This is a genomic window from Micromonospora haikouensis (assembly GCF_900091595.1).
GTDB classification, from domain to species: Bacteria; Actinomycetota; Actinomycetes; order Mycobacteriales; family Micromonosporaceae; genus Micromonospora; species Micromonospora haikouensis.
This window is the reverse complement of the sequence record NZ_FMCW01000045.1, coordinates 1-22617: the sequence shown is the minus strand read 5'-3', so window position 1 is coordinate 22617 and position 22617 is coordinate 1. Positions and strand designations below refer to the sequence as shown.

Annotated in this window: 24 protein-coding genes, 5 tRNA genes and 3 pseudogenes; 20 read left to right on the top strand and 12 right to left on the bottom strand. The window is 75.0% G+C overall.

The features are described from left to right. Positions 1–166: 166 nt before the first annotated feature. Positions 167–1303, top strand: coding sequence for an 8-amino-7-oxononanoate synthase (locus GA0070558_RS30110; RefSeq protein ID WP_091286199.1), 1137 nt, complete (start codon positions 167–169; stop codon positions 1301–1303). A 61-nt stretch (positions 1304–1364) separates the two neighbouring features. Further along, positions 1365–2069 (top strand): dethiobiotin synthase, encoded by a 705-nt coding sequence (gene bioD, locus GA0070558_RS30105; protein ID WP_043964245.1) that lies wholly within the window; start codon positions 1365–1367, stop codon positions 2067–2069. A gap of 90 nt (positions 2070–2159) precedes the next feature. On the opposite strand, the gene GA0070558_RS30100 is transcribed toward bioD, so the two are convergent. Then, on the bottom strand, positions 2160–3320 hold the full coding sequence (locus GA0070558_RS30100; RefSeq protein WP_091286159.1) for a cytochrome P450: 1161 nt from the start codon (positions 3318–3320) through the stop codon (positions 2160–2162). 9 nt (positions 3321–3329) lie between these two features. Next, complete coding sequence (locus GA0070558_RS30095) at positions 3330–3998, bottom strand: class I SAM-dependent methyltransferase (protein ID WP_043962585.1); 669 nt, start codon at positions 3996–3998, stop codon at positions 3330–3332. A gap of 180 nt (positions 3999–4178) precedes the next feature. Between GA0070558_RS30095 and GA0070558_RS30090 the strand changes: the two genes are divergently transcribed. Then, positions 4179–5033: a hypothetical protein gene (locus tag GA0070558_RS30090; RefSeq protein WP_256092213.1), complete on the top strand. Its 855-nt coding sequence runs from the start codon at positions 4179–4181 to the stop codon at positions 5031–5033. 97 nt (positions 5034–5130) lie between these two features. Next, a complete protein-coding gene (locus GA0070558_RS30085) occupies positions 5131–6291 on the top strand; it encodes an alkane 1-monooxygenase (RefSeq protein WP_077936851.1) in 1161 nt (386 codons plus the stop codon). A gap of 33 nt (positions 6292–6324) precedes the next feature. Here GA0070558_RS30085 and GA0070558_RS30080 read toward each other — a convergent pair whose 3' ends face one another. After that, a complete protein-coding gene (locus GA0070558_RS30080) occupies positions 6325–6996 on the bottom strand; it encodes a TetR/AcrR family transcriptional regulator (RefSeq protein WP_091286157.1) in 672 nt (223 codons plus the stop codon). A gap of 430 nt (positions 6997–7426) precedes the next feature. Between GA0070558_RS30080 and GA0070558_RS30075 the strand changes: the two genes are divergently transcribed. The 3 genes from GA0070558_RS30075 to GA0070558_RS30065 all read left to right on the top strand — a co-directional run bounded on the left by GA0070558_RS30075 (position 7427) and on the right by GA0070558_RS30065 (position 7692). After that, a tRNA-Gly gene (locus tag GA0070558_RS30075) sits at positions 7427–7499 on the top strand. A 34-nt stretch (positions 7500–7533) separates the two neighbouring features. Further along, positions 7534–7604, top strand: a tRNA-Cys gene (locus tag GA0070558_RS30070). Between the two features lie 13 nt (positions 7605–7617). Beyond that, positions 7618–7692: transfer RNA gene (locus GA0070558_RS30065), tRNA-Val, on the top strand. Positions 7693–7780: 88 nt separating this feature from the next. Here the strand turns inward: GA0070558_RS30065 and GA0070558_RS30060 are convergent. Beyond that, a complete protein-coding gene (locus tag GA0070558_RS30060) occupies positions 7781–8020 on the bottom strand; it encodes a DUF6458 family protein (protein WP_043962588.1) in 240 nt (79 codons plus the stop codon). Positions 8021–8182: 162 nt separating this feature from the next. Between GA0070558_RS30060 and GA0070558_RS30055 the strand changes: the two genes are divergently transcribed. From GA0070558_RS30055 to GA0070558_RS33690, 8 genes and pseudogenes are all read left to right on the top strand, one after another. Then, a tRNA-Gly gene (locus GA0070558_RS30055) sits at positions 8183–8255 on the top strand. A gap of 64 nt (positions 8256–8319) precedes the next feature. After that, positions 8320–8394: transfer RNA gene (locus GA0070558_RS30050), tRNA-Val, on the top strand. A 115-nt stretch (positions 8395–8509) separates the two neighbouring features. Next, complete coding sequence (locus tag GA0070558_RS33095) at positions 8510–8668, top strand: lasso RiPP family leader peptide-containing protein (RefSeq protein WP_141722371.1); 159 nt, start codon at positions 8510–8512, stop codon at positions 8666–8668. Between the two features lie 25 nt (positions 8669–8693). Continuing rightward, positions 8694–9152 (top strand): annotated as a pseudogene (locus GA0070558_RS35085) (ABC transporter ATP-binding protein); the annotation flags it as partial. Between the two features lie 151 nt (positions 9153–9303). Next, entirely contained in the window at positions 9304–10182 is an 879-nt protein-coding gene (locus GA0070558_RS34725; RefSeq protein ID WP_091286154.1) for an ABC transporter permease, read from the top strand. Between the two features lie 138 nt (positions 10183–10320). Further along, entirely contained in the window at positions 10321–10935 is a 615-nt protein-coding gene (locus GA0070558_RS30035) for an asparagine synthase-related protein (protein ID WP_176734445.1), read from the top strand. Positions 10936–10979: 44 nt separating this feature from the next. Further along, positions 10980–11366: a hypothetical protein gene (locus tag GA0070558_RS33695; protein ID WP_176734444.1), complete on the top strand. Its 387-nt coding sequence runs from the start codon at positions 10980–10982 to the stop codon at positions 11364–11366. After that, positions 11363–11644, top strand: coding sequence for a PqqD family protein (locus tag GA0070558_RS33690; protein ID WP_176734443.1), 282 nt, complete (start codon positions 11363–11365; stop codon positions 11642–11644). Before GA0070558_RS33695 ends, GA0070558_RS33690 begins: the two co-directional genes overlap by 4 nt. A gap of 66 nt (positions 11645–11710) precedes the next feature. Here GA0070558_RS33690 and GA0070558_RS30025 read toward each other — a convergent pair whose 3' ends face one another. The 5 genes from GA0070558_RS30025 to GA0070558_RS33685 form a co-directional block, all read right to left on the bottom strand. Beyond that, complete coding sequence (locus GA0070558_RS30025) at positions 11711–12118, bottom strand: lasso peptide biosynthesis B2 protein (RefSeq protein WP_141722369.1); 408 nt, start codon at positions 12116–12118, stop codon at positions 11711–11713. Next, positions 12111–13031, bottom strand: coding sequence for a nucleotidyltransferase family protein (locus tag GA0070558_RS30020; RefSeq protein ID WP_091286144.1), 921 nt, complete (start codon positions 13029–13031; stop codon positions 12111–12113). Before GA0070558_RS30020 ends, GA0070558_RS30025 begins: the two co-directional genes overlap by 8 nt. Continuing rightward, a complete protein-coding gene (locus GA0070558_RS30015; RefSeq protein ID WP_141722368.1) occupies positions 13028–13576 on the bottom strand; it encodes a hypothetical protein in 549 nt (182 codons plus the stop codon). The genes GA0070558_RS30020 and GA0070558_RS30015 overlap by 4 nt, the downstream gene beginning before the upstream one ends. Positions 13577–14103: 527 nt before the next feature. Further along, positions 14104–16383, bottom strand: a complete 2280-nt coding sequence (locus GA0070558_RS30010; protein WP_176734442.1) for a putative Ig domain-containing protein — start codon at positions 16381–16383, stop codon at positions 14104–14106. Next, a complete protein-coding gene (locus GA0070558_RS33685; protein ID WP_176734441.1) occupies positions 16332–16850 on the bottom strand; it encodes a fibronectin type III domain-containing protein in 519 nt (172 codons plus the stop codon). Before GA0070558_RS33685 ends, GA0070558_RS30010 begins: the two co-directional genes overlap by 52 nt. 390 nt (positions 16851–17240) lie before the next feature. On the opposite strand from GA0070558_RS33685, the gene recQ reads away from it, so the two are divergent. Both recQ and GA0070558_RS30000 read left to right on the top strand, forming a co-directional pair. Further along, entirely contained in the window at positions 17241–19079 is a 1839-nt protein-coding gene (recQ, locus tag GA0070558_RS30005; protein ID WP_091286135.1) for a DNA helicase RecQ, read from the top strand. An 89-nt stretch (positions 19080–19168) separates the two neighbouring features. After that, positions 19169–20167: an NAD-dependent epimerase/dehydratase family protein gene (locus tag GA0070558_RS30000; protein ID WP_091286133.1), complete on the top strand. Its 999-nt coding sequence runs from the start codon at positions 19169–19171 to the stop codon at positions 20165–20167. A gap of 50 nt (positions 20168–20217) precedes the next feature. Here GA0070558_RS30000 and GA0070558_RS29995 read toward each other — a convergent pair whose 3' ends face one another. Further along, on the bottom strand, positions 20218–20622 hold the full coding sequence (locus tag GA0070558_RS29995) for a nuclear transport factor 2 family protein (RefSeq protein ID WP_256092212.1): 405 nt from the start codon (positions 20620–20622) through the stop codon (positions 20218–20220). Between the two features lie 86 nt (positions 20623–20708). Between GA0070558_RS29995 and GA0070558_RS34720 the strand changes: the two are divergent. From GA0070558_RS34720 to GA0070558_RS29985, 3 genes and pseudogenes are all read left to right on the top strand, one after another. Continuing rightward, positions 20709–20819 (top strand): annotated as a pseudogene (locus GA0070558_RS34720) (helix-turn-helix domain-containing protein); the annotation flags it as partial. Between the two features lie 70 nt (positions 20820–20889). Then, positions 20890–21318 (top strand): MmyB family transcriptional regulator, encoded by a 429-nt coding sequence (locus GA0070558_RS29990; protein WP_256092211.1) that lies wholly within the window; start codon positions 20890–20892, stop codon positions 21316–21318. A 140-nt stretch (positions 21319–21458) separates the two neighbouring features. Further along, a complete protein-coding gene (locus GA0070558_RS29985; protein ID WP_091286127.1) occupies positions 21459–21956 on the top strand; it encodes a DinB family protein in 498 nt (165 codons plus the stop codon). 223 nt (positions 21957–22179) lie between these two features. On the opposite strand, the pseudogene GA0070558_RS29980 reads toward GA0070558_RS29985, so the two are convergent. Both GA0070558_RS29980 and GA0070558_RS29975 read right to left on the bottom strand, forming a co-directional pair. Next, positions 22180–22302: pseudogene (locus tag GA0070558_RS29980) on the bottom strand (DUF397 domain-containing protein); the annotation flags it as partial. A gap of 9 nt (positions 22303–22311) precedes the next feature. Further along, on the bottom strand, positions 22312–22617 hold a 306-nt coding region (locus tag GA0070558_RS29975; RefSeq protein WP_141722367.1), incomplete at its 5' end, for a transposase family protein.

Sequence of the window (22617 nt, the reverse complement as noted above, 5' to 3'; positions counted from 1 at the left end):
GCCCGAGCCCCGCGCCCGAGCGCGGCCCGAGCCCTCGCACCCGAGCGCGGGCCGGCCCCCCGCGCCCGACCGGTGGCGGCACCGCGCGCCGGCCCGCGCCACGCCGCGGCGCGGCCGACTGGTGGTAACTTCGCCCGGCGGAGACGGCGGGGAGGGGAACGTGGCGGTGGCGGACTGGCTGGCGGCGCTGCACCGCCGTGCCGAGCTGCGGGCGAAGGCGGGGCTGACCCGCCGGCTGCGGCCCCGCGCCGCCGGCGACGCCGTGGTCGACCTGGCCGGCAACGACTACCTCGGCCTGGCCGCCCACCCCGAGGTCACGGCCGCGGCCGGGCGGGCCCTTTCGGCGTACGGGCTGGGCGCGACCGGTTCCCGGCTGGTGCGCGGCTCCACCGACGCCCACCACGGGCTGGAGGCGGCCCTCGCCGACTGGCTCGGCGTCGACGGCAGCCTCGTCTTCTCCTCCGGCTACCTGGCCAACCTCGGCGCGATCCGGGCGCTGACGCAGCCGCGTACCCTGCTCGTCTCCGACGCGCACAACCACGCCTCGCTGATCGACGGCTGCCGCATCTCCGGCGCGGAGACCGTGGTGACCCCGCACGCCGACCCGGCGGCGGTCGCCGCCGCGCTGGCCGCCGCGCCGGGCCGGCCCGCGGTGGTGGTCACCGAGTCGGTCTTCTCCGTCGACGGCGACCTCGCGCCGCTGGCCGAGCTGCACGCCGTGGCCCGCCGGCACGGCGCGCTGCTGCTCGTCGACGACGCGCACGCGCTCGGCGTGCTGGGCCCCGCCGGGGCGGGCGGGGTGGCCGCCGCCGGGCTGGCCGGCGAGCCGGACGTGCTGGTCACCGCCACCCTCTCCAAGGCGCTCGGCGGCGCGGGGGGCGTGGTCGCCGGCCCGGCCGAGTTCGTCCGGCACCTGGTCGAGACCGGCCGGACCTTCATCTTCGACACCGCCCTGCCGCCCGCCGTCGCCGCCGGGGTGCGCGCCGCGCTCGACCTGGCCCGCGCCGGCGACGACCTGCGCGCCGAGCTGGCCGAGCGGACGGGACTGGCCGTACGCCGGCTGCGCGCCGCCGGGCTGGCGGTCTCCGCGCCGGACGCCGCCGTGGTCTCGGTGACCGCGCCGGGCCCCGAGGCGGCCACCACCTGGGCCGCCGACTGCGCCGACCGGGGGGTGGCCGTGGGCTGCTTCCGCCCGCCGTCGACGCCGGACAGCCGGTCCCGGCTGCGACTGACCGTCAACGCCGGGGTTGCCCGGGCGGACTTCGGGCGGGCCCTCGACGTGATCGTGGAATGCGCCCCGTGACCGGCGCGGGCGCGGGCGGACGGGCGGAGGTGACGCCGTGAGCGCGGCGTGGACCGGGCCGGTGCTGATCACCGGCACCGACACGGGGGTCGGCAAGACGGTGGTGACCGCGGCGGTGACGGCCGCGGCCCAGGCGGCCGGACTGCGGGTCGCCGTGGTCAAACCCGGACAGACCGGCACGGCCACCGGCGACCCGGGCGACGTCGACACGGTGACCCGGCTGGCCGCCCCGCTCACCGGCCGCACCCTGGCCAGCTATCCCGACCCGCTCGCCCCGCTGGCGGCGGCCCGGGTGGCCCAGCTGGAGCCGCTGGAGCTGTATGCCGCCGTCGACGCGATCCGCGAGGAGGCCGACAAGCACGACCTCGTGCTGGTCGAGGGGGCCGGCGGGCTGCTCGTGCCGATGGGGCTGCGCCCCTCCGGCGAGGCGTGGACGCTGGCCGACCTGGCGGTGTCGCTCGGCGCTCCCGCCGTGGTGGTGGCCCGTGCCGGCCTCGGCACCCTCAACCACACCGCGCTCACCCTGGAGGCCCTCGACCGGCGCGCGGTGCCGGCCGGCGTGGTGATCGGCGCGTGGCCGGCGGAGCCGGAGCTGGTGCACTGGGCGAACCTGACCGAGCTGGTGCCGCACCTGATCGGCGCGTTGCCGGCGGGCGCCGGGGCGATGGACCCGGGGGTCTTCCGCCGGTCCGCGTCGGGCTGGCTCACCCCCGCCCTGTACGGGGTGCTCGACGACTGGCGGGCCTGGGCCGAGGACGCCGGCTGACCGCCCGCGAGCAAGGAAGGGCCCCTTGTTAACGCCTGGGGTAGAGAAGGGGACCCTTCTATACCGTATGCGTTAACGAGGGGCCCTTCCTTACCGGGCGACCACGAACGCGTCGGGCATCCGGAAGGTGAGGTTGTCCGGGCACCACGGCGGCCGGAGCACGCGTACGCCGTCGAGCAGCGGCGCGGCCTCGGCGACGACCACGGCGGCCTCCAGCCGGGCGAGCTGCGCGCCGACGCAGCGGTGCGCGCCCGCCCCGAACGCGAGGTGCCGGCGCGAGCCGGGCTGCCCGGGGCGGAACGCGTCGGGGGCGGCCACCACCTGCGGGTCGCGGCCGGCGCGGGCCAGCCACAGCACGACGCTGGTGCCCGCCGCGACGGGCGTGCCGCCGAGCGTGGTGTCGACGGCGGCGACCCGCCGCCAGGTGACGATCGGCGGTTCCAGCCGCAGCCCCTCCTCGACCACGTCGGCGACGTCGATCGTGCCGGCGCGCAGCCCGGCGCGTACCGCCGGCTCGGCGGTGAGCCGGTGCAGCAGCAGGGTGAGGAACTGCGAGGTGGTCTCCTGGCCGGCGACGAGCAGGAAGAACAGCGCGCCGACGACCACGTCGGGGGAGTGGCCGGCGGCGCGCAGCCGGGCCGCGAGCCCGCCGCCGGTGGCGGCGAACGCCCGCAGCACCCGGTGGAACCGGCCCACCTCGGCGGCGAGGGCGGCCTGCCGGTCGGCGTCGAGCGGGGCCCAGAACAGCTCCAGGGCCGCGCGGGCGAACTCCTTCACCGCGCCGACCGGCGCGTCGGGCAGCTCGACGAGCCGGGCCAGCACGAGCAGCGGCAGGTCCGCGGCCAGGCCGGCATACAGATCGACGGGTACGCCCGCGTCCAGCTCCGCCCGCAGCCGGGCGACCCGGTCGCGGACGAGGTCGGTGAGCCAGGGCCGCTGGGCGGCGACCCGGGCCGGGTGCAGGGCGTCGGCGACGATGCCCCGGATCTGCGGGTGGCTGACCCCGCCGTTGTTGGCCAGGGTCGGCGGCAGCCGGAACCGGTGCCCGGCGAGCACCCGCAGGGCGGCCACCGGGATCGGGGTGACCGCGTCGAGGGCGTTGTCGGGCCGGAAGGTCACCGGGTCGGCGAGCACCCGCCGCACCAGCGCGTGCCGGGTCACCACCAGGTGCGCCGCGCCCACGTGGTCGGTCACGGTCGCGATGTCGGGCCACGGCCCGTCGACGGCGTCGCCCCAGCCCCGGAACAGCACCGGGTCAACCTAGCGGGCGGCCCCCGGCGGCGCGGGGTCCAGTTCCCACACGGTGGTGTGCTTCACCCGGACGCTCTCCAGGGCCTCGGGCACCGGCACGTCGTAGCCGGCCAGCTCGCGGAACCGCTCGCGGGGCAGGAACGCCCGGCCCGGGTCGCCGACCAGCACCCGCGCGCCGGAGCGGGCGGCCCGCAGCAGGAAGCGCAGCATCCGCCGGGCCATCGCCTCGCTGTAGAAGACGTCCCCGGCGAGCACCACCTCGGCGTCGCCGGCGTCGCCGTCGAGGACGTCGCCGAGGGCGGCGTCGACGCGTACCCCGTTGGCCTCGGCGTTGAGCGCGACCGCCGCCACCGCGCGTTCGTCGACCTCGGCGGCGCGCACGGCCGCCGCGCCCGCGCGGGCGGCGGCGATGGCGACCAGGCCGGATCCGGAGGCCAGGTCGAGCACCCGGCGGCCGGCGACGACCTCGGGGTGGTCGGTGACGTACCGGGCGAGCGCCTGCCCGCCGGCCCAGGCGAACGCCCAGAACGGCGGCGGCTGCGAGCTGCGGAACTCGCCCTCGGTGAGTTCCCACAACCCGATCGGCTCGTCAGCCTGGTGCAGGCGGACCTCGGGGACGAAGGCCACCGGGGCGAGCCGCGCGTGCAGCCTCACGAAGGCCGCGGAGAGATCGGACACGCCACCGATTGTCCCTGCCCGGCGATCCCGGGCGTGTCGCGGGTGGACGGTCACCGGTTCACCACTGTCGGTGAGATGACCCCCCGGGCTTCGCGGTACGTGCGAACACGCCCGTCTACCCGGTTGTCCGGTTCGCCCATAGCGTTGCCGGATGGATGGATCCGACGGGAGGCGAGGGCGGTGGTGACGGTGGTGCGGTACGCGCTAAGGGTCGGGGTGGTGCTGGCCTGCCTGTCCGGAGCGGGGGTCGGCGTCGCCGCGCCGGCTCGGGCGGCGGCGGCCGGGTTCGCCACCGAGCTGAGCGGCCTGCCGACGGAGTTCACGGCGGGCGACGGGGTGCAGACGGTCTCGGCGGTGGTGTCGCGCCGCGACGGCGGTTGCGTGAAGGTCCGCTGGTCGATGGTGCTCACCGTGCAGGGGCTGCGGCTGGACCAGGTGAAGATGGACCGGATCGAGGAGACCGGGCTGTTCCCCCTGGAGATCCGGACGCAGGGCAGCACGGCCCGGCTGACCGACCGGCAGCTCGACCCGGGCACGCTCTGCCCGGGCCGCACGGTGACCGCCCGCTACCGGGTGGCCTTCGCCGAGGACGTCAGCCGGGGCCGGGTGACGCTGGCCGCCGAGGCGTACGACGCGCAGTCGCGGCTGCTGGCGCGGCAGGCGGCGACCCGGGAGGTGATCGGGACGGAGGTCGAGGCGACCCCGACCGCGGCGCCGACGGACGAGCCGTCGGCGGACCCGACGGACGAGCCGCTGGAGCCGGCCGGGGTGGACGACGAGGTCGAGCCGAGCGAGGAGGTGGTGGCCGAGGTGCCGCCGGCCGCGTCGGGCGGGCGTCCCGTGTCGTCGTCGGGCGGCTTCGGGGTGGTGCAGGCGGCGTTCCTGCTCGGCGCGCTGCTGCTGTCGCTCGGGGTGGGGCTGCTGCTGCGCCTGCGGCAGCTGACGAAGACGGCCGAGGCCGCCGAGCCGGCCGTCGGGCTGGACTTCGAGCGGGCCGCCCCGCCGCAACGGGGGTGGGGGCTGCTCCGCCGCTGACGCGGCTTCGCCGCTTCGCTTTACAAAACTTCGACTCTTGTATAACGCCGTGACGCGTGCCACAGTCAGGGCGTACCCGAGAGATCGGAGACCGGCGATGACCGCTGGCGCGCCCGCGACCGCACCGCCCGCCGCCTGGCGCGACCCGCGCCGGCCGCTCTGGCCGCTCGCCCTGCTGGTGCCGGCGCTGCCCTTCGCCTCGTGGCTGGCCTGGCGGGGCGGCGCCGGCTCGTGGGCGTGGTGGCTCGCGCCGGTGGTGGTCTTCGGGGTGATCCCGGTCGTCGACCTGCTCGTCGGCGACGACCGGCGCAACCCGCCGGAGGAGGCGGTGCCGCGCCTGGCCCGCGACGGCTACTACCGCTGGCTGACCTACCTCTACCTGCCCGCCCAGTACGCCGGCCTGGTGCTCGGCTGCGCCGTGTGGGCCTCGGGCGGGCTGCGCCCGCTCGGCGCGGCCGGGCTGGTCGCCACCCTCGCCGTGGTCGACGGCATCGCCATCAACACGGCCCACGAGCTGGGGCACAAGCGGGAGAAGCTGGAACGCTGGCTGTCGAAGGTGGCCCTCGCGCCGACCGGCTACGGGCACTTCCACGTCGAGCACAACCGGGGCCACCACGTCCGGGTCGCCACCCCGGCCGACCCGGCCAGCTCCCGGCTCGGCGAGAGCTTCTACGCCTTCTGGCCGCGCACCGTCGCCGGCAGCCTGCGCTCGGCGTGGCGGCTGGAGGCGGGCCGGTTCCGCGTCCGGGGGCGCAGCCCGTGGACGTACCGCAACGAGATCCTCACCGCGTGGGCCATGACGCTGGTGCTGTTCGCCGCCCTGACCGCCGCGTACGGGCCGCAGGTGCTCCCGTTCCTGCTGCTCCAGGCCGTGTTCGGCTTCTCCCTGCTGGAGGTGGTCAACTACCTGGAGCACTACGGGCTGGCCCGGCGGCGCAACCCCGCCGGCCGCTACGAGAAGGTGGACGCGCGGCACAGCTGGAACAGCGACCGGACCGTCACCAACGTCTTCCTGTTCCAGCTCCAGCGGCACAGCGACCACCACGCCAACCCGCTGCGCCGCTACCAGACGCTGCGCAGCTTCGACTGCTCGCCACAACTGCCCGCCGGGTACGCCACGATGGTCGTGGCCGCCCTCGTGCCGCCCGTGTGGCGGCGGGTGATGGACCACCGGGTGCTCGCCCACTACGGCGGGGACCTGGAGCTGGCCAACGTCCACCCGCCGGCGCGGGCCCGCCTGCGCCGGCTGGCCGGCTGATCCGGGTCGTGGTGTCGGCCTGCGCCGGGCCGGTCAGCTCACGGCGTCGGGCTGGGGTTGGGGCTGCGCGGCCCGGCGGGAGCGGTCCTGCGCGGGGGCGGACCAGTCGAGCTGGGCCGGCTCCAGGCCGAGCTCGCGGGCGGCGGCCAGGCGGATCCACTCGGCGAACTGGCGGCGCGAGATCACCCGGTCGTGCACGGCGAACTGCACGGCGAGCCCGTCCATCATGGCGTTGATCCGCCACGCCGCGCCCGCCGGGTCGGCGCACTCGAACACGCCCTCGCGCACCCCGTCGGCGATCACCGCGGCGAGATCCTCCCGCCAGCGCAGGTCGAGCCGGCGGGACACCTTCTCCAGCTCCGGGACGCGCAGCGACTCCGACCACCCGTCGATCCACATGGACCACGAGGTCGGTCGGCCGGTCGGGGCGTAGAGCTTGAGCATCCGCCGGAGCTTGACCAGGGGCGAGGCGGCGGACCGGACCACGGCGTCGAGCCGGGCGAGATCCTGCTCCGCCGCATAGGCGAAGGCCTGGGAGAGGAGTCGCTCCTTGGTGGCGAAGTGGTAGAAGACCAGCGCCTGGCTGACCCCTGCCGCCTGGGCCACGTCGGCCGTGCGGGTGTTGGCCAAGCCCCGTTCCGCGATCACGTCACAGGCCGTGCGCAAGAGGGCATCCAGGCGGATCTCGGCGGCACGTCTCGTCACGTCGCTACCGTAACCTATCCGTTCGTGCACAAACAGTGACCGCCCCGGCGGATTCGATCCCCCGAGTCGGAAGTAGGACACTTTCCTCGCCCTTGTCGGCCATGTCCGCTCCTGTCGTGGGGCGTCCTGTCCAGTCTCCTAGGAAGCCTGCGGGGTGTGGCGCAGCCCGCCGTCATGCCACGCGCGCGCCGTCATGCCGCGAGCGCGTCGCCATGTCGCCGACATGGCGGTAACCCCGTGCCGGGAAGGCCCCATGTCGCCGACATGGCGGCGCGTTCACCCCTCGCCGGGTCGGGCGAGGGGATCGGGCAACCGGGCGGGTCGGGCGGGGCGGCGGCCTGGGCGGACGCGCCCGGCGGCACCCCGATTTGGCAACCGCTCGCGGGCTCGGCTAAAGTTCTCATCCGTCACCGGGAAACGCCGGGGGCGTGCGGACGTAGCGCAGCTGGTAGCGCATCACCTTGCCAAGGTGAGGGTCGCGGGTTCGAATCCCGTCGTCCGCTCGGATCTGCCGCCACGCATGTCGGGGGCAACCTCGGTGGAGTGGCCGAGAGGCGAGGCAACGGCCTGCAAAGCCGTGTACACGGGTTCAAATCCCGTCTCCACCTCGGCAGTTGACGAGGGCGATTGGCGCAGTGGGAGCGCGCTTCCTTGACACGGAAGAGGTCACTGGTTCAAACCCAGTATCGCCCACCACGGGTAACGGCCCGGCACCACACAGGTGCCGGGCCGTTTCGCCGTCCAGGGGGCCGCGCCGAGGGTCAGGATCTCGACGACGGGGCGCCTACAGGGGCGGGGCGACGTCCCGGCGTTCCTCGACGCGGCGGTACTCGACCGGCTCGGTGGTGGTGACCACCTCGCGGCGGCGGCCCCAGACCAGGGTGGTCATGACGAGGCCGAGCGCGCCGGCGGCCATCAGGATCCAGCCGACGACGTCGAGGTCGACGCCGCCGACGGTGGCGTCCATCGCGAACGTGAGGATCGCGCCGACCGCGATCAGGAAGATGCTCGTACCGATACCCACGACAGCCTCCTTCGGGGGATGCAGTGTGCTGTCGAGGTGGACAAGTACCCCGTCGGTGACCTGGGTAATCGGCGGCGCGCGCCGGGGCACCCGAGGGGAGTTTGTTCCGCGATCTTGCTATCGGGTACAGTTCACCCCGTCGCCGGCCACCGCCGGGGGCACGCGGACGTAGCGCAGCTGGTAGCGCATCACCTTGCCAAGGTGAGGGTCGCGGGTTCGAATCCCGTCGTCCGCTCGCGATCCGCCCCGTGGGGCCGACCGCAGCCGGGGTCGGCTTCTCACGCCGGGCCGGCGAGCGCGGGCGATTGGCGCAGTGGGAGCGCGCTTCCTTGACACGGAAGAGGTCACTGGTTCAAACCCAGTATCGCCCACCATCTCCGAGCACTTCTCCCGTCGCGAAACGCGGCGGCTTGTCTGCAATTAGCCATCGTGGCGCGGTTTTGTGTTTACTGTGCGGATAGTCCGATTCCGCACTGTAAGGGGCTATCCATGAAGAAGCCATCCGTTTCGCCCGCCGCTGGCCGGGCTCCGCGCGGCTACCAGCCGCCTCGGCTGCGCCGCCTGGGCACCCTCGCCGAGCTGACCCAGGGCGGGTTCCCCGGCGTCACCGACGCCGACGGCCAGTCCGGCGTCCTGGGCTCGATCTGACGTCCGTCGACCGGCCCGGCTCGCCGTGCTGCGACTTGTCGGTGCCGGTCGTGCCTTCGGGCGACGCACCGTCTTCTCGGGCGTCGACCTTGAGATCCGGCCCGGGGCGCGGCTGCTGCTGACCGGAGGCAACGGGTCCGGCAAGACCACGCTCCTGCGGTGCCTCGCCGGCACGCTCACGCTCAGCAGCGGTCGCGCGCTGGTCTTCGGCGAGCCGGTCGGTTCACCGGCGGCCCGTCGGCTGGTCGGCGTCGCCCTCGCCCCGGAGCAGTGCCTCTACGGCAGTCTCTCCGGGCACGACAACCTGATGCTGGCCGCCCGGATGCGGCTGCCGGCGCGGCAGGCCGCCGGCGCGGTCGCCCGCCTGGAGGAGGGGTTCGGCATCACCGCGTACGCCCATGTGCCCGCGCACCGCTGCTCGGCGGGGATGCGTGCCCGGGTCAGCGTCGCCCGCGCGCTGCTCGGCGAGCCCCCCGTGGTGCTGCTCGACGAGCCGGGCCGCTCGCTGGACACCGGGGCGCGGGAGCTGCTCTGGGCCGCGCTGGACCGCCGCCCGGGCCTGACCTGCGTGCTCGCCTCCCACCTGAGCGAGGACCGGGGGCGCTGCGACCGGGTGCTGGGCCTGCCGGTGCGCGATGAGCAGCGACCTGCGCCCCGCGCCGGCGGGGACCGAGGCCGTACCCGGGATCGGTGCCGGCCGGCCGCCGTCGCCGTGGCTGGCCGGCGGGCGGGCGGTCCTCGCGCTGCTGCGCCGGGACCTCGGGGAGCGGCGCGGCCTCGGCCCGCCGTTCCTGCTGGACCTGGCGTTCGGGATGCTGAACCTGCTGGTCTTCCTCTTCGTCTCCCGGGTGCTCACGCCGGCCGCGCACGTCGACTTCGCCCGCTCGGCGAGCTACTTCGACTTCGTCGCGGTGGGCATCGTCTTCCTGCTGGTGCTCCAGGCCGCCACCGTCCAGGTCGTCTCCCGGCTCGCCGGTGAGCAGCGGGGCGGCACGCTGGAGGCGCTGGTCGCCCAGCCGGTGCCGGGCTGGGCGCTCGCGCTCGGGCTGGCCGGTTACCCGTTCGTTTTCGCCCTGGTGCGCGCCGGGATCTATCTGGTGCTGCTCGCCGCGTTCCTCGGCCTGCGGGTCGATGGCGGGCACTGGCCGGGGGTGGTCGTGCTGCTGGTGCTGGGCGCGCTGTGCACGCTGCCGTTCGGGGTCGCGCTGATGGGCCTCACGGTGGCGGTCGGGCACGGCGACCCGGTGGCCCGGCTGCTGGTGGTGGCCCTGTCGTTCCTGTCCGGCACGTACTTTCCCGCCTCGGCGCTGCCCGAGGTGCTCCGTCCGGTGAGCGCGGCCCTGCCCACCCGCGTCGCGCTGGACGGGCTGCGGCACGCGTCGACCGGCGGCGACTGGGCCGCCCCGGCGCTGGTGCTGGCCGGCGTCGCCGCCGTACTGCTGCCGTTGTCCGCCTGGGTCTTCGACCGCGCGCTGTGGCTCGCCCGGCGCAGGGGGGTGCTCACCCGTGACTGACGTCGTCCTGCCCCGGCCCACCGCCCGCGACGTGGCCTGCGGCATCGTGCTGGGTTTGGACCCGGCCGCGCCGCCACCGGCCGACCGGCCGACCGGCCGGGCCCGGAGCCGGCCCCGCTGGTTGCGCTGGAGCGGGCGGTGCTGCCGGCGGTGTGCCGGCCGCCGTGCCTGGTGAGCTTCTCCGGCGGGGTGGACTCCTCGCTGGTGCTGGCCGTCGCCGCCCGGGTCGCCCGGCGCGAGGGGCTGCCCGACCCGGTGCCGGTGACCTGGCGCTTCACCGGTGCGCCGCGGGCCGAGGAGTCGGACTGGCAGGACCGGGTGATCGCCGAGCTGGGCCTCGGCGACGGCTGGCAGATCCTGCAGGCGGGCGACGACCTCGACCTGGTGGGGCCGGTCGCCGGCCGGCTGCTGGCCCGGTACGGGCAGGTGCACCCGCCGAACCGGCACCTGCACCTGCCGATCGTCGAGCTGGCCCGGGGTGGCGCGCTGCTCACCGGGGTCGGCGGCGATCAGGTCCTGGCCGGTTGGCGTCGCCGCCCCCGTACGCTGCGGGTGCGGCTCGGTCGGCTGTGGGCCCGCCTGCGCGGCACCGAGGGGGGCCTGCTGCCGTGGCCGCGCCGGGAGCCGGACCCGTTCCCGTGGCTGCGTCCGGAGGTGGCCCGGCAGGTGCGCCGCGCGTTCCGCGCCGAGCAGCGCGCCGAACCGCGCCGGCTGGCCGGGCGGGTGGCCTGGACCTGCGCCGCCGCGATCTGACCCTGACCCGGGCGAGCCTGGCCGCCGTCGCCGCCGACCACGATGTGCTGGCGGTACCGCCGCTGCTGGATGACGGGTTCGCCGCCGCCCTGGCCGCGCACCGGGGCCGGCTGCGCTGCCCGTCGCGCCGGGAACTGCTCGCGTCGATACCCGACACGGGCCTGCCGCCGCTGATCCTCGCCCGACGCGACAAGGCCACCTTCGACGAGGTGTTCTTCCGGGCGGCGACCCGCGAGTTCGTCCGCGAATGGGACGGCTCGGGCGTCGACGGGTCGCTGGTGGACGTCGACGCGTTGCGCCGGGAATGGTCGGGCTGGCCGGTCAGCTCGCGCACCGCCGCGCTGGTGCAGCAGGCCTGGCTGGCCACCCGCCCGCCCCCGCATCCCCCGTTCGTCGTCCCGCAGCAGCCGACCGTGGAGGCACCCAGATGAACACCGACGCAGCGACCGTGTACCGGGTCCGGCCCGAGCGGGTGGCCTGGCGGGCGGCCGGGGACGAGGCGGTGCTGCTGGACGTGCGGCAGTCCGTCTACTTCGGCCTGGACTCGTCGGCCGCGCTGCTCTGGCCGTATCTGGTCGCGGGGGCGACCGCCGCTGAGCTGGCCGCCGTCCTGGCCGAGCACGTCCCCGTGGAGCCGGGGCGGGTCGCCGCCGACGTGCGGGCGTTCCTGGCCGACCTGGAGGCCGCCGACCTGCTCGACCGCCTCTGATCATCCCGCCGGGACCGGCGCACCGTTCCGCCGGACCCCTCGCGGCGCAGGGGCCGGGACGGCGACTCAGGGCAGCCAGGCGGCGGGGGCGGGGCGGCGCAGGAGCTCTGCCAGCTCGTGCCGGTGCGGGTCGTCGTCGCCGTCCAGCCAGGCGTGGGCGTGGAAGTCGTCGCCGGGGGCGCTCACCCCGATCACCACGGTCCGGCAGACCCGCCCGCGGGCGTACCAGCGTTGCAGCACCAGGGCGCTCTCGAGGCAGTTGCCGTCGGCCCGGCGCAGCGCGCGCCGGACGAGGGCGTCGGTGCCGCCGGGCGGGGGAGCGGGCAGGCACACCGCGTCCAAGCCTCCCCGGGCGAGCTGACGACGCACCCGCCGGTAGGCGAGCACCGTCCAGGCCACCAGGGCGACGCCGGCCGGCCCGTGCCGGCGGGCCACCCGGGCCAGGGCCGGCAGCGCGCGTACGGGGTCAGGCACGGTGCTGCCTCCGTGCGGCGTGCAGGTCGCGCAGCGCCCGGGGCAGGGCGCGGGCGTTGCGGAGGTAGCGCCGCACGAACGCCAGCGCCAGCGCGCCCGGCCCACCGCCGGCGCGCGGGTCGGTCTGGCGCAGGTAGGTGGGGCAGGGCAGCAGCAGGCGCGCGAGGCCACGTAGTCGCTGGTGCGGGTCGGACAGCTCGGCGAGGCGGGCCACGGCGACCGCGGCCGGGGTGGCCCGGTGCGCGGTGAGCCAGCGGGCGGGCGGGCACTGCTCGGGCAGGCCGAGGCGGGCGGCGAGGCCCCGGCCGGCCGGCACCTGACGCAGGCCCACGGCGAAGGCGGGCACGGCCGTGCACCGGGCGGCGAGGCCGGCGGCGTCGGCCCACGCGTCGGCGGGCAGCACGGCGAGGGCGCGGGCGAGGTCGTCGGCGGGCTTGGTGAAGCCGCCGGGGCTGGCGGCGTGCAGGGCGGCCAGCAGGGCGCAGCCCGCCACGTCGGGGACGAGCACGGTGCCGCCGGCCAGCGGCATCGGTTCCGCGCCGGCCCGGACGGCCCGCCACAGCTCGTGGGCGTCGCCGACCCCGGCGAAGCCCCGGTGCAGGTCGACGGTGAGCGCCAGCGGGCCGGGGACGGCCCACGTCCGCTCGTGCCAGTGCCCCCACTCGGCGGCCCGCTCCTCGGCGATCCTCGGCCGGTAGCCGGCGGCGGCGAGGGCGGCCTGGGCGGCGTCGAACGCGGCGGGCGCGACCAGCAGGTCCACGTCGCCGTAGACCCGGTCGGCTCGGAGCCGGCGGGCCAGGCCGGCACCCTTGATCAGCACGCTGTCGGTGCCGGCGCGGCGCAGCAGGTCGGCGGCGGCCACGGCGGCGGCGTCGAGGGCGAGGCAGCGCAGCGCCAGGGCGGGCGCGGTCATCGCCCGGCTCCGGCGGGGGTGGTGGCGGCGGTGTCGATCAGCGCAGCGGTGGTCGAGGCGGAGGCGATCGGGGCAACGGTGGTCGAGGCAGGGACGGGCGGGGCGGGAGTGGTCGTGGCGGGCGCGGGCGGGGCGGGAGTGGTCGTGGCGGGCGTGGACAGGGCGGCGTCGAGCAGCCGGTGGGTGGCGTCGAGGGCGGCCCAGTCGCGGGGCCGGGTCAGGTCGTAGCCGGGCAACCCGGCCAGCGCGAGCAGCGCCGCCGGGTCGGAGGGCAGCTCGGGCAGGGAGCGCCGGGCGGCGAGCCGGGCCAGCAGGTCGGCGGGGCCGACGGGGGTGAGCGCCGGACCGTCGCCCCAGCGCAGGAAGAGCCAGCCGCCCAGCGGCAGCCGGGGCGCGATGCCGGGGAGGGTGACGCGCAGCCGGGTGGCGTCGCGGACCGCCCGGGTGGGCAGGTCGAGGCCGGGGACCGGCTCGCGCAGGTCGACGCAGCGCGGGCCGGCGAGCACGTCGCCGCCGTCGACGACCACGATGTCGTCGGCCAGCACCGGCACCCCCCCGGGTGGCGAGGGCCGCGAGCAGGGTGCTCTTGCCGGCGGTACGTCCGCCGTGGACGACCCAGGCGCGGCCGGCGTGCACGAACCGCCCCGGCGTGGAACGTCTCCCGCCCGGCCCAGCGGTTGAGCACGACGGCCACCGGGGCGAGGTAGGGGTGGGCGAGCACGTCGGGCGCGAGCGGCGGGCCGTAGAAGGTGGCGGTGCCGGCGTGCCGGTCGAGTTCCAGGGTACGGCCGTCGGTGAGGGGCCGCACGAGCCGGTCGGCGCACAGCGGCGCGGGGTCGGGCGGCGGGGCGTGCCGTTGCCGCACGGTCACCGGCGTGCCGCCCGGCGGGGGCGGATCGTCGGCGGCGGGCAGTTCGGCGACGCCGTCGAGGCCCCGGATGTGCAGCCCGTAGGCGGTTCGTGCCGGCATGTCTTCCTCGTCGCGGGGCGCAGGTGGCGGTGGGCGGTGGGGGACGGGCGTCGGGTGGGAGGGGACCCCACCCGACGCCCGTCGGATCCGGCGGTCAGCGGGTCAGCGGATGCTGCCGCGCACGTTGGTCAGCTTGCGGCTCTTCGCCGCCTGCTGGCCGGCCTTCTTGGCTGCCTTCTCCTTGGCGGTGGTGACCGCCGCCGTGGCCGCGAGGCCGGGCCGAGTGACGGGGCCGCCGCCGATGGCCTCGACGTCCCAGCCGACCCAGAACGTGCCGCCCTTGTCGACCTCGAAGGAGAGGGAGACGTAGATGGTCTGCCCGGGGGCCAGGCCGCCGAGCGGCAGCGGCGCGGTGAGCGTGGTGGAGAGCCCGCCGCCGGGCGGGTCCTCCGCCGGGGCGTCCATGCTCAGGTTGTTGACCGTCACCGTGCGCCCGCCGACGGTGATCGTCTCGCTCGTCACGGTCGGGTTGACCAGCCGCAGCTCGGCCGGGTTGGGCGGGGTGGGAGTGCCCGGGATGGGCGCGCCGTTGACCTGGCTGAGCGTGGAGATGCGCAGCCGGACCAGGGTGGCCGGGGTGACGCCCCGGTTGGTGACCGCCCGCCGGATGATCAGCCGTTTCGGGTTGGCCGGGGTGGCGTCGATGACCTGCTGGTTGGGGGCCTCGTTGGACGCCTTGGTCGGGTCGGCCAGGGTGGTCTGCAGGATGTTGCTCTGCTCGAACGGCCCGAACTGGCGCAGCGGCGACGGCGACCCGAGGGTCGACTGGACCCCGTTGATCGGGCCGAGGTTGGTGGCGACCAGCCGGAAGTCGGCCCGGTTGTCGAAGGTGTCCTGCGGCGTGCCGCTGACCCGCAGCCGCACCCAGGCGTTGCGGACCGTCGGCGGGCTGCTGAACGCGGGCAGCGGGGTGCCGGTGGAGTAGCCGGGGATACGGCCGGCCGCGTCGGTGATGGTGTTGGCGGCGTCGGGCACCCGCAGCCGCAGGCCCGTCGCGCCGGTGTTCGGCACCGGCCCGAGGGTGGGCACCAGCAGGTCGGCCGGGATGGTCGGGAAGCTGACGTTGTATCTCGCCGTCCCGATCAGGTAGCCGACCCGGGGGCCGATGGTCGTCGCGGTGGTGGGGATCACGATGGACACGCCGGGGGCCTCCACCGTGATCCCGGGCAGCTGCATCGGGATCGAGGTGTTGTTGTAGAGCACCACGTACTGGTCGTACTGGGTGGGCGTGTTGGCCAGGCCGGACTGCCGGAACTGGTCGATGAGCAACTGCCCGGGCACGCCGTTGACCTGCACCGGCACCGTGTTGGAGAGGGACTCCCCGTTGGTGATGGTGGAGTCGTACTGCATGAAGACCTGGTTCAGGCCGAACGCGGGCAGCTTCAGGGTGAAGCTCGCCCGGTTGAACGAGACGGGCTCGGTGCCCAGGTTGACGGTGACGCCGGTGCGCTGCTTGTCGAAGATGGTCACCGTGCCCTCGATCTCACCGGGGCCGAGGGTGGCGGTGAAGGTGACCGGGCTGTCGAAGTTGACCGCGGCGGCGCTCGCGGTCAGCGTGACCACGGTCTGCGGCTGGATCGTGATGCGGATCTGTTGGGTGTCGGTGAGCCCGGCCGCGTCGGTCACCCGCAGGTCGACCGCGGAGATGATGGCCGTGGTGGGCCGGCCGGTGATCGCGCCGGTGGTGGGGTCCAGCGTGAGGCCCGGCGGCAGGACTCCGGCGGAGATCGCCCAACTGTACGGGGCGACCCCGCCGACCACCGTCGGCCGCAGCGCGTACGGCGCGTTGACCTCGCCCAGCGGGACGGCCGGGATGACGATGTTCGGGGCCGGGGTGACCGTGATGATGATCAGCCGGCTGCCGATCTCGCCGGTGCTGCCGACCGCCCGCACGACGAACGCGAAGCTGCCGGCCGTGGTGGGGATGCCGGCGATGGTGCCGGTGTTCGGGTTGATCGTCAGCCCGGGTGGCAGGGCGCCGAAGGTGATGGAGAACGTCCACGGGGCCACCGCACGGGACACGCCGACGTTCTGGCTGTAGGCCACGCCGACCTCGGCGTTGTTGCCGGTCCAGAACACCCACGGCGACTCGTTGGGGATGACCGGGTGCGACGGCGTCGACTCCGGCCCGAGCCCCTGCGCGGTCAGCGCCGCGACGGTGAAGGTGTAGGTGACCCCGGCGAGGAGGCCGCCCACGGTGGCGGTCAGCGGGGTGGCCGCCACGGTCTGCGACGGCTGCTTCACCCCACCGACGTACGGGAAGACGATGTAGTTGATGATCGGCGAGCCGCCGTCGGAGGCCGGTGGGCTCCAACTGATCACGGCGTTGGTCACGTCGGCGGTGACCGCGCGGACGGTCGGCGCGCTGGGCAGGGCGAGCACCCGGGCGGGGCGGAGCGCCTGCTGGCCGGGCCGGTGCCGGCGGCGTTGCGCGCGGCGACGGTGAACGTCCAGGTGCCCTTCGCGCTCGGCAGGGTCAGCTTCCGGCTGGTCTTGCCGGCGTCGAAGGTCCTCGGCTCCGCCTTCTCGCCGTTGCGGTACGGCGTGACGACGTACCCGGTGATCCTGCTGCCGTTGTCCTTGGGGGCCTTCCAGGTCACCACGGCGGTGGTGCCCTTCTTGGCGGCCTTGGGTTGCGCCGGGGCGGCCGGCTTGACCGGCTTCGGCGCGGCGACGATCGGCTTCGGCCCGGCAACGGGCTGCGCGGCCGGGGCTGCGGCGGCCGGCGCGGCCCGTACCTGCTGGACCGGGTCGCGGGCGGCGGCCGGCGCGCCGGAGGCGGCCGTCAGCGCGAGCGTCAGGGCGACCGCGGGCGCGGCCAGCCGACGGATGCGGTGCGACAGGGACATGGAGGCTCCTACCTGGGCGACCGGCTGCCCTGCTGGGACGGCCGGCGCCCGACGTCTGACCTGGGTGGACTGGGTGCGGGCGCAGCGTGGCGGGGCCAGCGGTCACGGCGCTGTGGCCGCCGGCCGATCCTCGCCGGGCGTTTCTTCCAGAGGTGCCGAAAAATGCGACAAGAATTCGGGAATCGCCATTTCTCGACCGTTTATGCATAACATCGGGCGATGGCTTCATGTCTATCTGAAAGGGTGATTCGAAGTCATTTGGCGAGCATTTTTGTGCGCGAAATGGATAGGCTTTCGGGGAGCGGACAGATTTGGATGTCGGCATTCCTGGTGAAATGCGGGGCGCCGGGTCGGGAGAGGAGTGTCGGCCACGTCTCGTAGACTCCGGCGATGACCTCCCCCACCGACACCGTGGTCGAGACCCCGCTGGGCGTGCTCCGGCGGGTCTTCGGCTACGACGCCTTCCGGGGCGCGCAGCAGGAGATCATCGACCACGTGGTCGGCGGCGGCGACGCCCTGGTCCTCATGCCCACCGGCGGTGGCAAGTCGCTGTGCTACCAGATCCCCGCGCTGGTGCGCGACGGCGTCGCGGTGGTCGTCTCCCCGCTGATCGCCCTCATGCAGGACCAGGTGGACGCGCTCACCGCCGTCGGGGCGCGGGCCGGCTTCCTCAACTCCACCCTCGACCCCGACGCCCGCCGCCTCGTCGAGGCTCAGTTCGTCGCCGGTGAGCTGGACCTGCTCTATCTCGCCCCCGAGGCCCTGGGCAGCGGGGGCACGCTGCGGCTGCTCGACCGGGGCCGCATCGCGCTGTTCGCCATCGACGAGGCGCACTGCGTGGCGCAGTGGGGTCACGACTTCCGCCCCGACTATCTCGCGCTGTCGATGCTGCACGAGCGCTGGCCCGACGTGCCGCGCATCGCGCTGACCGCCACGGCCACCGCCGAGACCGCCAGGGAGATCGCCACCCGGCTGGACCTCACGGCGGCCCGGCACTTCGTGGCCAGCTTCGACCGGCCCAACATCCAGTACCGGATCGTGGCCAAGCGGGAGCCCCGCAAGCAACTGCTCGACCTGATCCGCGCCGAGCACCCCGGCGACGCCGGCATCGTCTACTGCCTGTCCCGCGCCTCCGTCGACAAGACCGCCGAGTTTCTCGTCGCCAACGGCGTCGCCGCGCTGCCCTACCACGCGGGGCTGGACGCGGCCACCCGCGCCGCCCACCAGAAGCGATTCCTGCGCGAGGACGGCCTGGTCATGGTCGCCACCATCGCGTTCGGCATGGGCATCGACAAGCCCGACGTGCGGTTCGTCGCCCACCTCGACCTGCCCCGCTCCGTGGAGGGCTACTACCAGGAGACCGGCCGCGCCGGCCGCGACGGCCTCCCGTCGACGGCCTGGCTGGCGTACGGGCTGCAGGACGTCGTGCAGCAGCGTAAGATGATCGACTCCTCGGAGGGCGACGCGGCGCACCGGCGGGTGCTCGCCGCCCACCTCGACGCCATGCTCGCCCTCTGCGAGACCGTCGAGTGCCGGCGGGTGCGGCTGCTCAGCTACTTCGGGCAGGCCAGCGGGCCGTGCGGCAACTGCGACACCTGCCTGGAGCCGCCGGAGTCGTGGGACGGCACGATCGCCGCCCAGAAGCTGCTGTCGACCGTGCTGCGGCTGCACCGCGAACGCAACCAGAAGTTCGGCGCCGGCCAGTGCATCGACATCCTGCTCGGCCGGCGCACCGAGAAGGTCGTCCAGCACCGCCACGACACGCTGTCGGTGTTCGGCATCGGCGAGGAGCTGAGCGAGGCCGAGTGGCGGGGCGTCGTGCGGCAGCTGCTCGCCCAGGGCCTGCTCGCCGTCGAGGGCGACTACGGCACCCTCGTGCTCACCGACGCCAGCGCCGAGGTGCTGGGCCGCCGCCGGCAGGTGCCGATGCGCCGCGAGACCGTCCGGCCGCCGAAGGCGCGGTCGGCGGCGAAGACCCGCCCCGGGGCGGCGGCCGTCGTCGAGCTGCCGGCCGGGGCCGAGCCCGTGTTCGAGCGGCTGCGCGCCTGGCGGGCGGCCACCGCCAAGGAGCAGGGCGTCCCCGCGTACGTGGTGTTCCACGACGCCACGCTGCGCCAGATCGCCGCCGACCCGCCGTCGACGCTGGACGAGCTGGCCCGGGTCAACGGCGTCGGCGAGGCCAAGCTCGCCCGCTACGGCGAGCAGCTCCTCGCCGCCCTGAGCGAGTAGGGGAGGGCGGCCCGGGTTCTGCTGTCGGCAGATCCGCTGGGGGTGAACACCCGTCGCGGCCGGGCCGCCGCCCGGGGCAGGGTGGGACGATGAGACTCCTGGTGCTGGGCGGGACGGGCTTCGTGGGCGGGGCGACGGTAGCCGAGGCGGTGCGCCGCGGCTGGTCGGTGACGGTGTTCAACCGGGGGGTGAGCGGCGCGCTGCCGGCGGGCGTACACCGGTTGCGGGGGGACCGGGACGCGCCCGGCGGCCTCGCCGCGCTGGCCGACGGCGAGTGGGACCTCGTCGTCGACACCTGGGACGGCGCGCCCCGCGCGGTCCGCGACGCCGCCCGCGCCCTGCGCGAGCGGGCCGGCTGGTTCGGGTACGTCTCCAGCGGCTCCGTCTACGCCCGGCCGGTTCCGCCCGGCGTCGGCGAGGACGCCCCCACCGTCGCCGCCGAGCCCGACGCCGTCGACGGCTCCTACGCGCAGTTCAAGGCCGGCGGGGAACGGGCCGCCGCGGCGGTGTTCGGCGACCGGGCGCTGCTGGCTCGCGCCGGGCTGATCCTCGGCCCCGGGGAGGACATCGGCCGGCTGCCCTGGTGGCTGCACCGGGTCGCCCGGGGCGGCGACGTGCTCGCCCCCGGCCCCGTCGACCTGCCCCTGCAGTACGTCGACGTCCGCGACCTGGCGGCGTGGCTGCTGGACCGGGGCGTGGCGGGCGACGGCGGGGCGTACAACGTGCTGTCGCGGACCGGGCACGCGACGATGGGTGAGCTGCTCGACGCCTGCGTCGCCGCCACCGGCTCGGCCGCCCGGCTGCGCTGGACCGACCCGGACACGATCCTCGCCGCCGGGGTGGAACCGTGGAACGACCTGCCGATCTGGGTCCCCCTCGGGCACGAGTACCGCTGGTTGCAGGAGCGCGGCGTGCAGCGGGCGCACGCGACGGGGCTGACCTGCCGGCCGGTGGCCGAGACCGTCGCCGACACCTGGGCCTGGCTGCGCGCGGTCGGTGGCGTGCCGCCGCGCGCCGGCCGCCCGGCGCGCCCGCCGGTGGGCCTGGACCCGCAGCGGGAGGCTGCCCTGCTCGCCGCCGCCGGCTGACCCCGGAGGCCGCCGGACGGATCGCCGTCCGGCGGCGCGCCGTGCGTCGTCTACCGCCGGGCGGGCTCCCACCACGCCAGATTGGCGGCGGCCTGGGCCGTCGGCTCGATGATCTCCCACCCCTCGGCGATCAGCCCGGCGTCGATCCGCCAGATGTCGACGACCGCGATCTCCGGCCCCGCATCGGGAAGCCACCGCCGCGAGTACACCACGACGTGATCACCGTCGGCGAGCACCTGATGAATCTCGACCTGCATGCCGACGAGCGGCACCAGCGCGGCGCGGACGGCGGCGAGCCATTCCCTCCTGGTCGACTTCACGGAGCCCGGTCTGTGGTGGACGAAGTCGTCGCTCAGGAACTGGGCGAGCGCGTCGACATCGCCCGTCTCGACCAGCCCGGCGAGCGCCCGCTGGACGATGCTCTTGTTCTGCGCACTGTTGTTCCGTGTGGTCATGGACGCAGTGTTTCCGTGGTCGCTCCGGTTGTCGATGAAATCGGATTTCATGGCGTCCGACGCGACGACGCGTACGCTTGGCGATCGTGCACACGGTCGGGGATCTCCTGCGGCAGTGGCGGCGACGCCGGGGACTGAGCCAACTGGATCTCGCGATCGCCGCCGACGTCTCGGCTCGCCACGTCAGCCTCGTCGAGACGGGCAGGTCCAAGCCGAGCGCCGGCATGATCCTCCGCCTCGCGGACCAGCTCCACGTGGTGGAACATCGTGCTGGCCAACCGCGCCGTCGACCCGTTCTTCGCGCAGGTGGCTCCCGATCTGCTGCGACCGCCGGTCAACCTGGTGCGGCTGGGGCTGGACCCGCGCGGGTTCGCCCGCATGGTCGTCAACCTGGCCGACGTGCGCGCGGTGTTCCGTGCCCGGATCTCCCGCCAGCTCGCCGTCGCCCCCGACCCCGAGCTCACCGCACTCTACGACGAGCTGCTGGCAACCGCACCCGAGGACGCGTCGAGCCAACGGATCGACACCGACGTCGTGATTCCGATGATCCTGCGCGTCGGCGGGCGGGAGCTGCGGCTGTTCTCGACCATCACCGCCGATGGACGTCACGATCGACGAGATCGCGATCGAGTCCTACTATCCGGCGGATGCGGAAAGCGCCGCCTACTTCGCGGATCAGCGCCGTCCCGTGGTTGACACGCGGCTACCCGACCGAAGTCGCCGGCAGGCAGGGCACCCCTGACGGCGGCTGCCAGGACGGGCGCGTTCGGCCAGGCGCCGGTACGCGGCGGCACAGCACCGTGCCCGGGGCCGCGACGATCTGGAATGCTTCGGCCATGCCTTCCCTGCCGCCCACCTTCGCCGACCAGGTCATCGCACAGCCGGCCCGTGCCCAGTTCGAGGCGTTCATCGACGAGCACCGCAGAGCACTCAACCACTGCCTGGACGGGCTGACGGAGGAACAGGCGCGCCGATCGCTGGTGCCCTCCCGGACCACGCTGCTGGGCCTGGTGAAGCACGCGACCTTCGTCGAGAGGGTCTGGTTCGACGAGGCCATCACGTGCCGGCCGCGCGTCGAGCTCGGCCTCCCCGCGGCCTCGGAGGACTCGTTCCTCCTCGACGACGGTGACACGATCGCCAGCGTCCAGCAGGCGCACCGCGAAGCCTGCGACGCGGCCCGCCGGGCGACGTCGTCCCTGGACCTGGACGACGTCCTGCGTGGCAACCGGCGGGGCCCGCTGCCGCTGCGGTGGGTCTATCTGCACGTGCTGCGCGAACTCGCCCAGCACTGCGGGCACGCCGACATCCTCCGGGAGCAGATCCTCGACGAGTAGTGCGCGGAAGTCCGCCTCCGCCGCCTCGAGCCGGTGTCAGTGTGAGCGGGGACAAGCACAGCGCGTGTCCCCGGGCGGCCACGAGCCCGCACACAACGCCGCAGAGCGGAGACCGGGGCAGATCTTGGTGCGAAACGGCCCCCAGAGGGGCCATTTCGTACCAAGATCTCTGAACTCGCGAGCGTCGGCCGGGGCCGGGGCCGGGGCGCTTGCGCGGGACGGGTCAGGCGACGGGGCCGACGGCCTTCGCCAGGCCGACGAAGCCCTGCCACTGGGCGGGGCTGAAGGCGAGCGTGCCGCCGTCGCGGTCTTTCGTGTCACGGACGAGGACGACACCGGGAAGATTGACGTGATCTCAACAAGAATTCGGTAGGTATCGGTGTTCGTAGTGGGTGAGGTGGAGGGCGGCACGGACGATGTCGCCGAGGCTGCGTGGGCTGGCGGTGCTGTGGCGTAGCGTGCGCCAGCGGCCGGTCAGGATGGCGAAGCCGCGTTCTCCGAGGCACCGCATCGATCGAAGGACGGCGTTGTAGGCGCGGTTGTCGACCGCGAGGCGACGGCCGTCGGCGGGTTGCTTGTACGGGGTGTGGATGCCCTGGCCGGCGCCTTCGTAGCCGGAGTCGGCCAGGGTGGGTAGATGCAGTTCGGAGGCTGCCCAGTA

Bases quoted from the DNA above. Each gene is read 5' to 3' on its own strand.
- GA0070558_RS33095 (WP_141722371.1), top strand. From the start codon at position 8,510: ATGAAGAAGCCATCCGTTTCGCCCGCCGCTGGCCGGGCTCCGCGCGGC.
- GA0070558_RS30000 (WP_091286133.1), top strand. From the start codon at position 19,169: ATGAGACTCCTGGTGCTGGGCGGGACGGGCTTCGTGGGCGGGGCGACG.
- GA0070558_RS29985 (WP_091286127.1), top strand. From the start codon at position 21,459: ATGCCTTCCCTGCCGCCCACCTTCGCCGACCAGGTCATCGCACAGCCG.
- GA0070558_RS30085 (WP_077936851.1), top strand. From the start codon at position 5,131: ATGACCGCTGGCGCGCCCGCGACCGCACCGCCCGCCGCCTGGCGCGAC.
- GA0070558_RS29995 (WP_256092212.1), bottom strand. From the start codon at position 20,622: ATGACCACACGGAACAACAGTGCGCAGAACAAGAGCATCGTCCAGCGG.
- GA0070558_RS34725 (WP_091286154.1), top strand. From the start codon at position 9,304: ATGAGCAGCGACCTGCGCCCCGCGCCGGCGGGGACCGAGGCCGTACCC.
- GA0070558_RS33685 (WP_176734441.1), bottom strand. From the start codon at position 16,850: ATGTCCCTGTCGCACCGCATCCGTCGGCTGGCCGCGCCCGCGGTCGCC.
- recQ (WP_091286135.1), top strand. From the start codon at position 17,241: ATGACCTCCCCCACCGACACCGTGGTCGAGACCCCGCTGGGCGTGCTC.
- GA0070558_RS33690 (WP_176734443.1), top strand. From the start codon at position 11,363: ATGAACACCGACGCAGCGACCGTGTACCGGGTCCGGCCCGAGCGGGTG.
- GA0070558_RS30020 (WP_091286144.1), bottom strand. From the start codon at position 13,031: ATGACCGCGCCCGCCCTGGCGCTGCGCTGCCTCGCCCTCGACGCCGCC.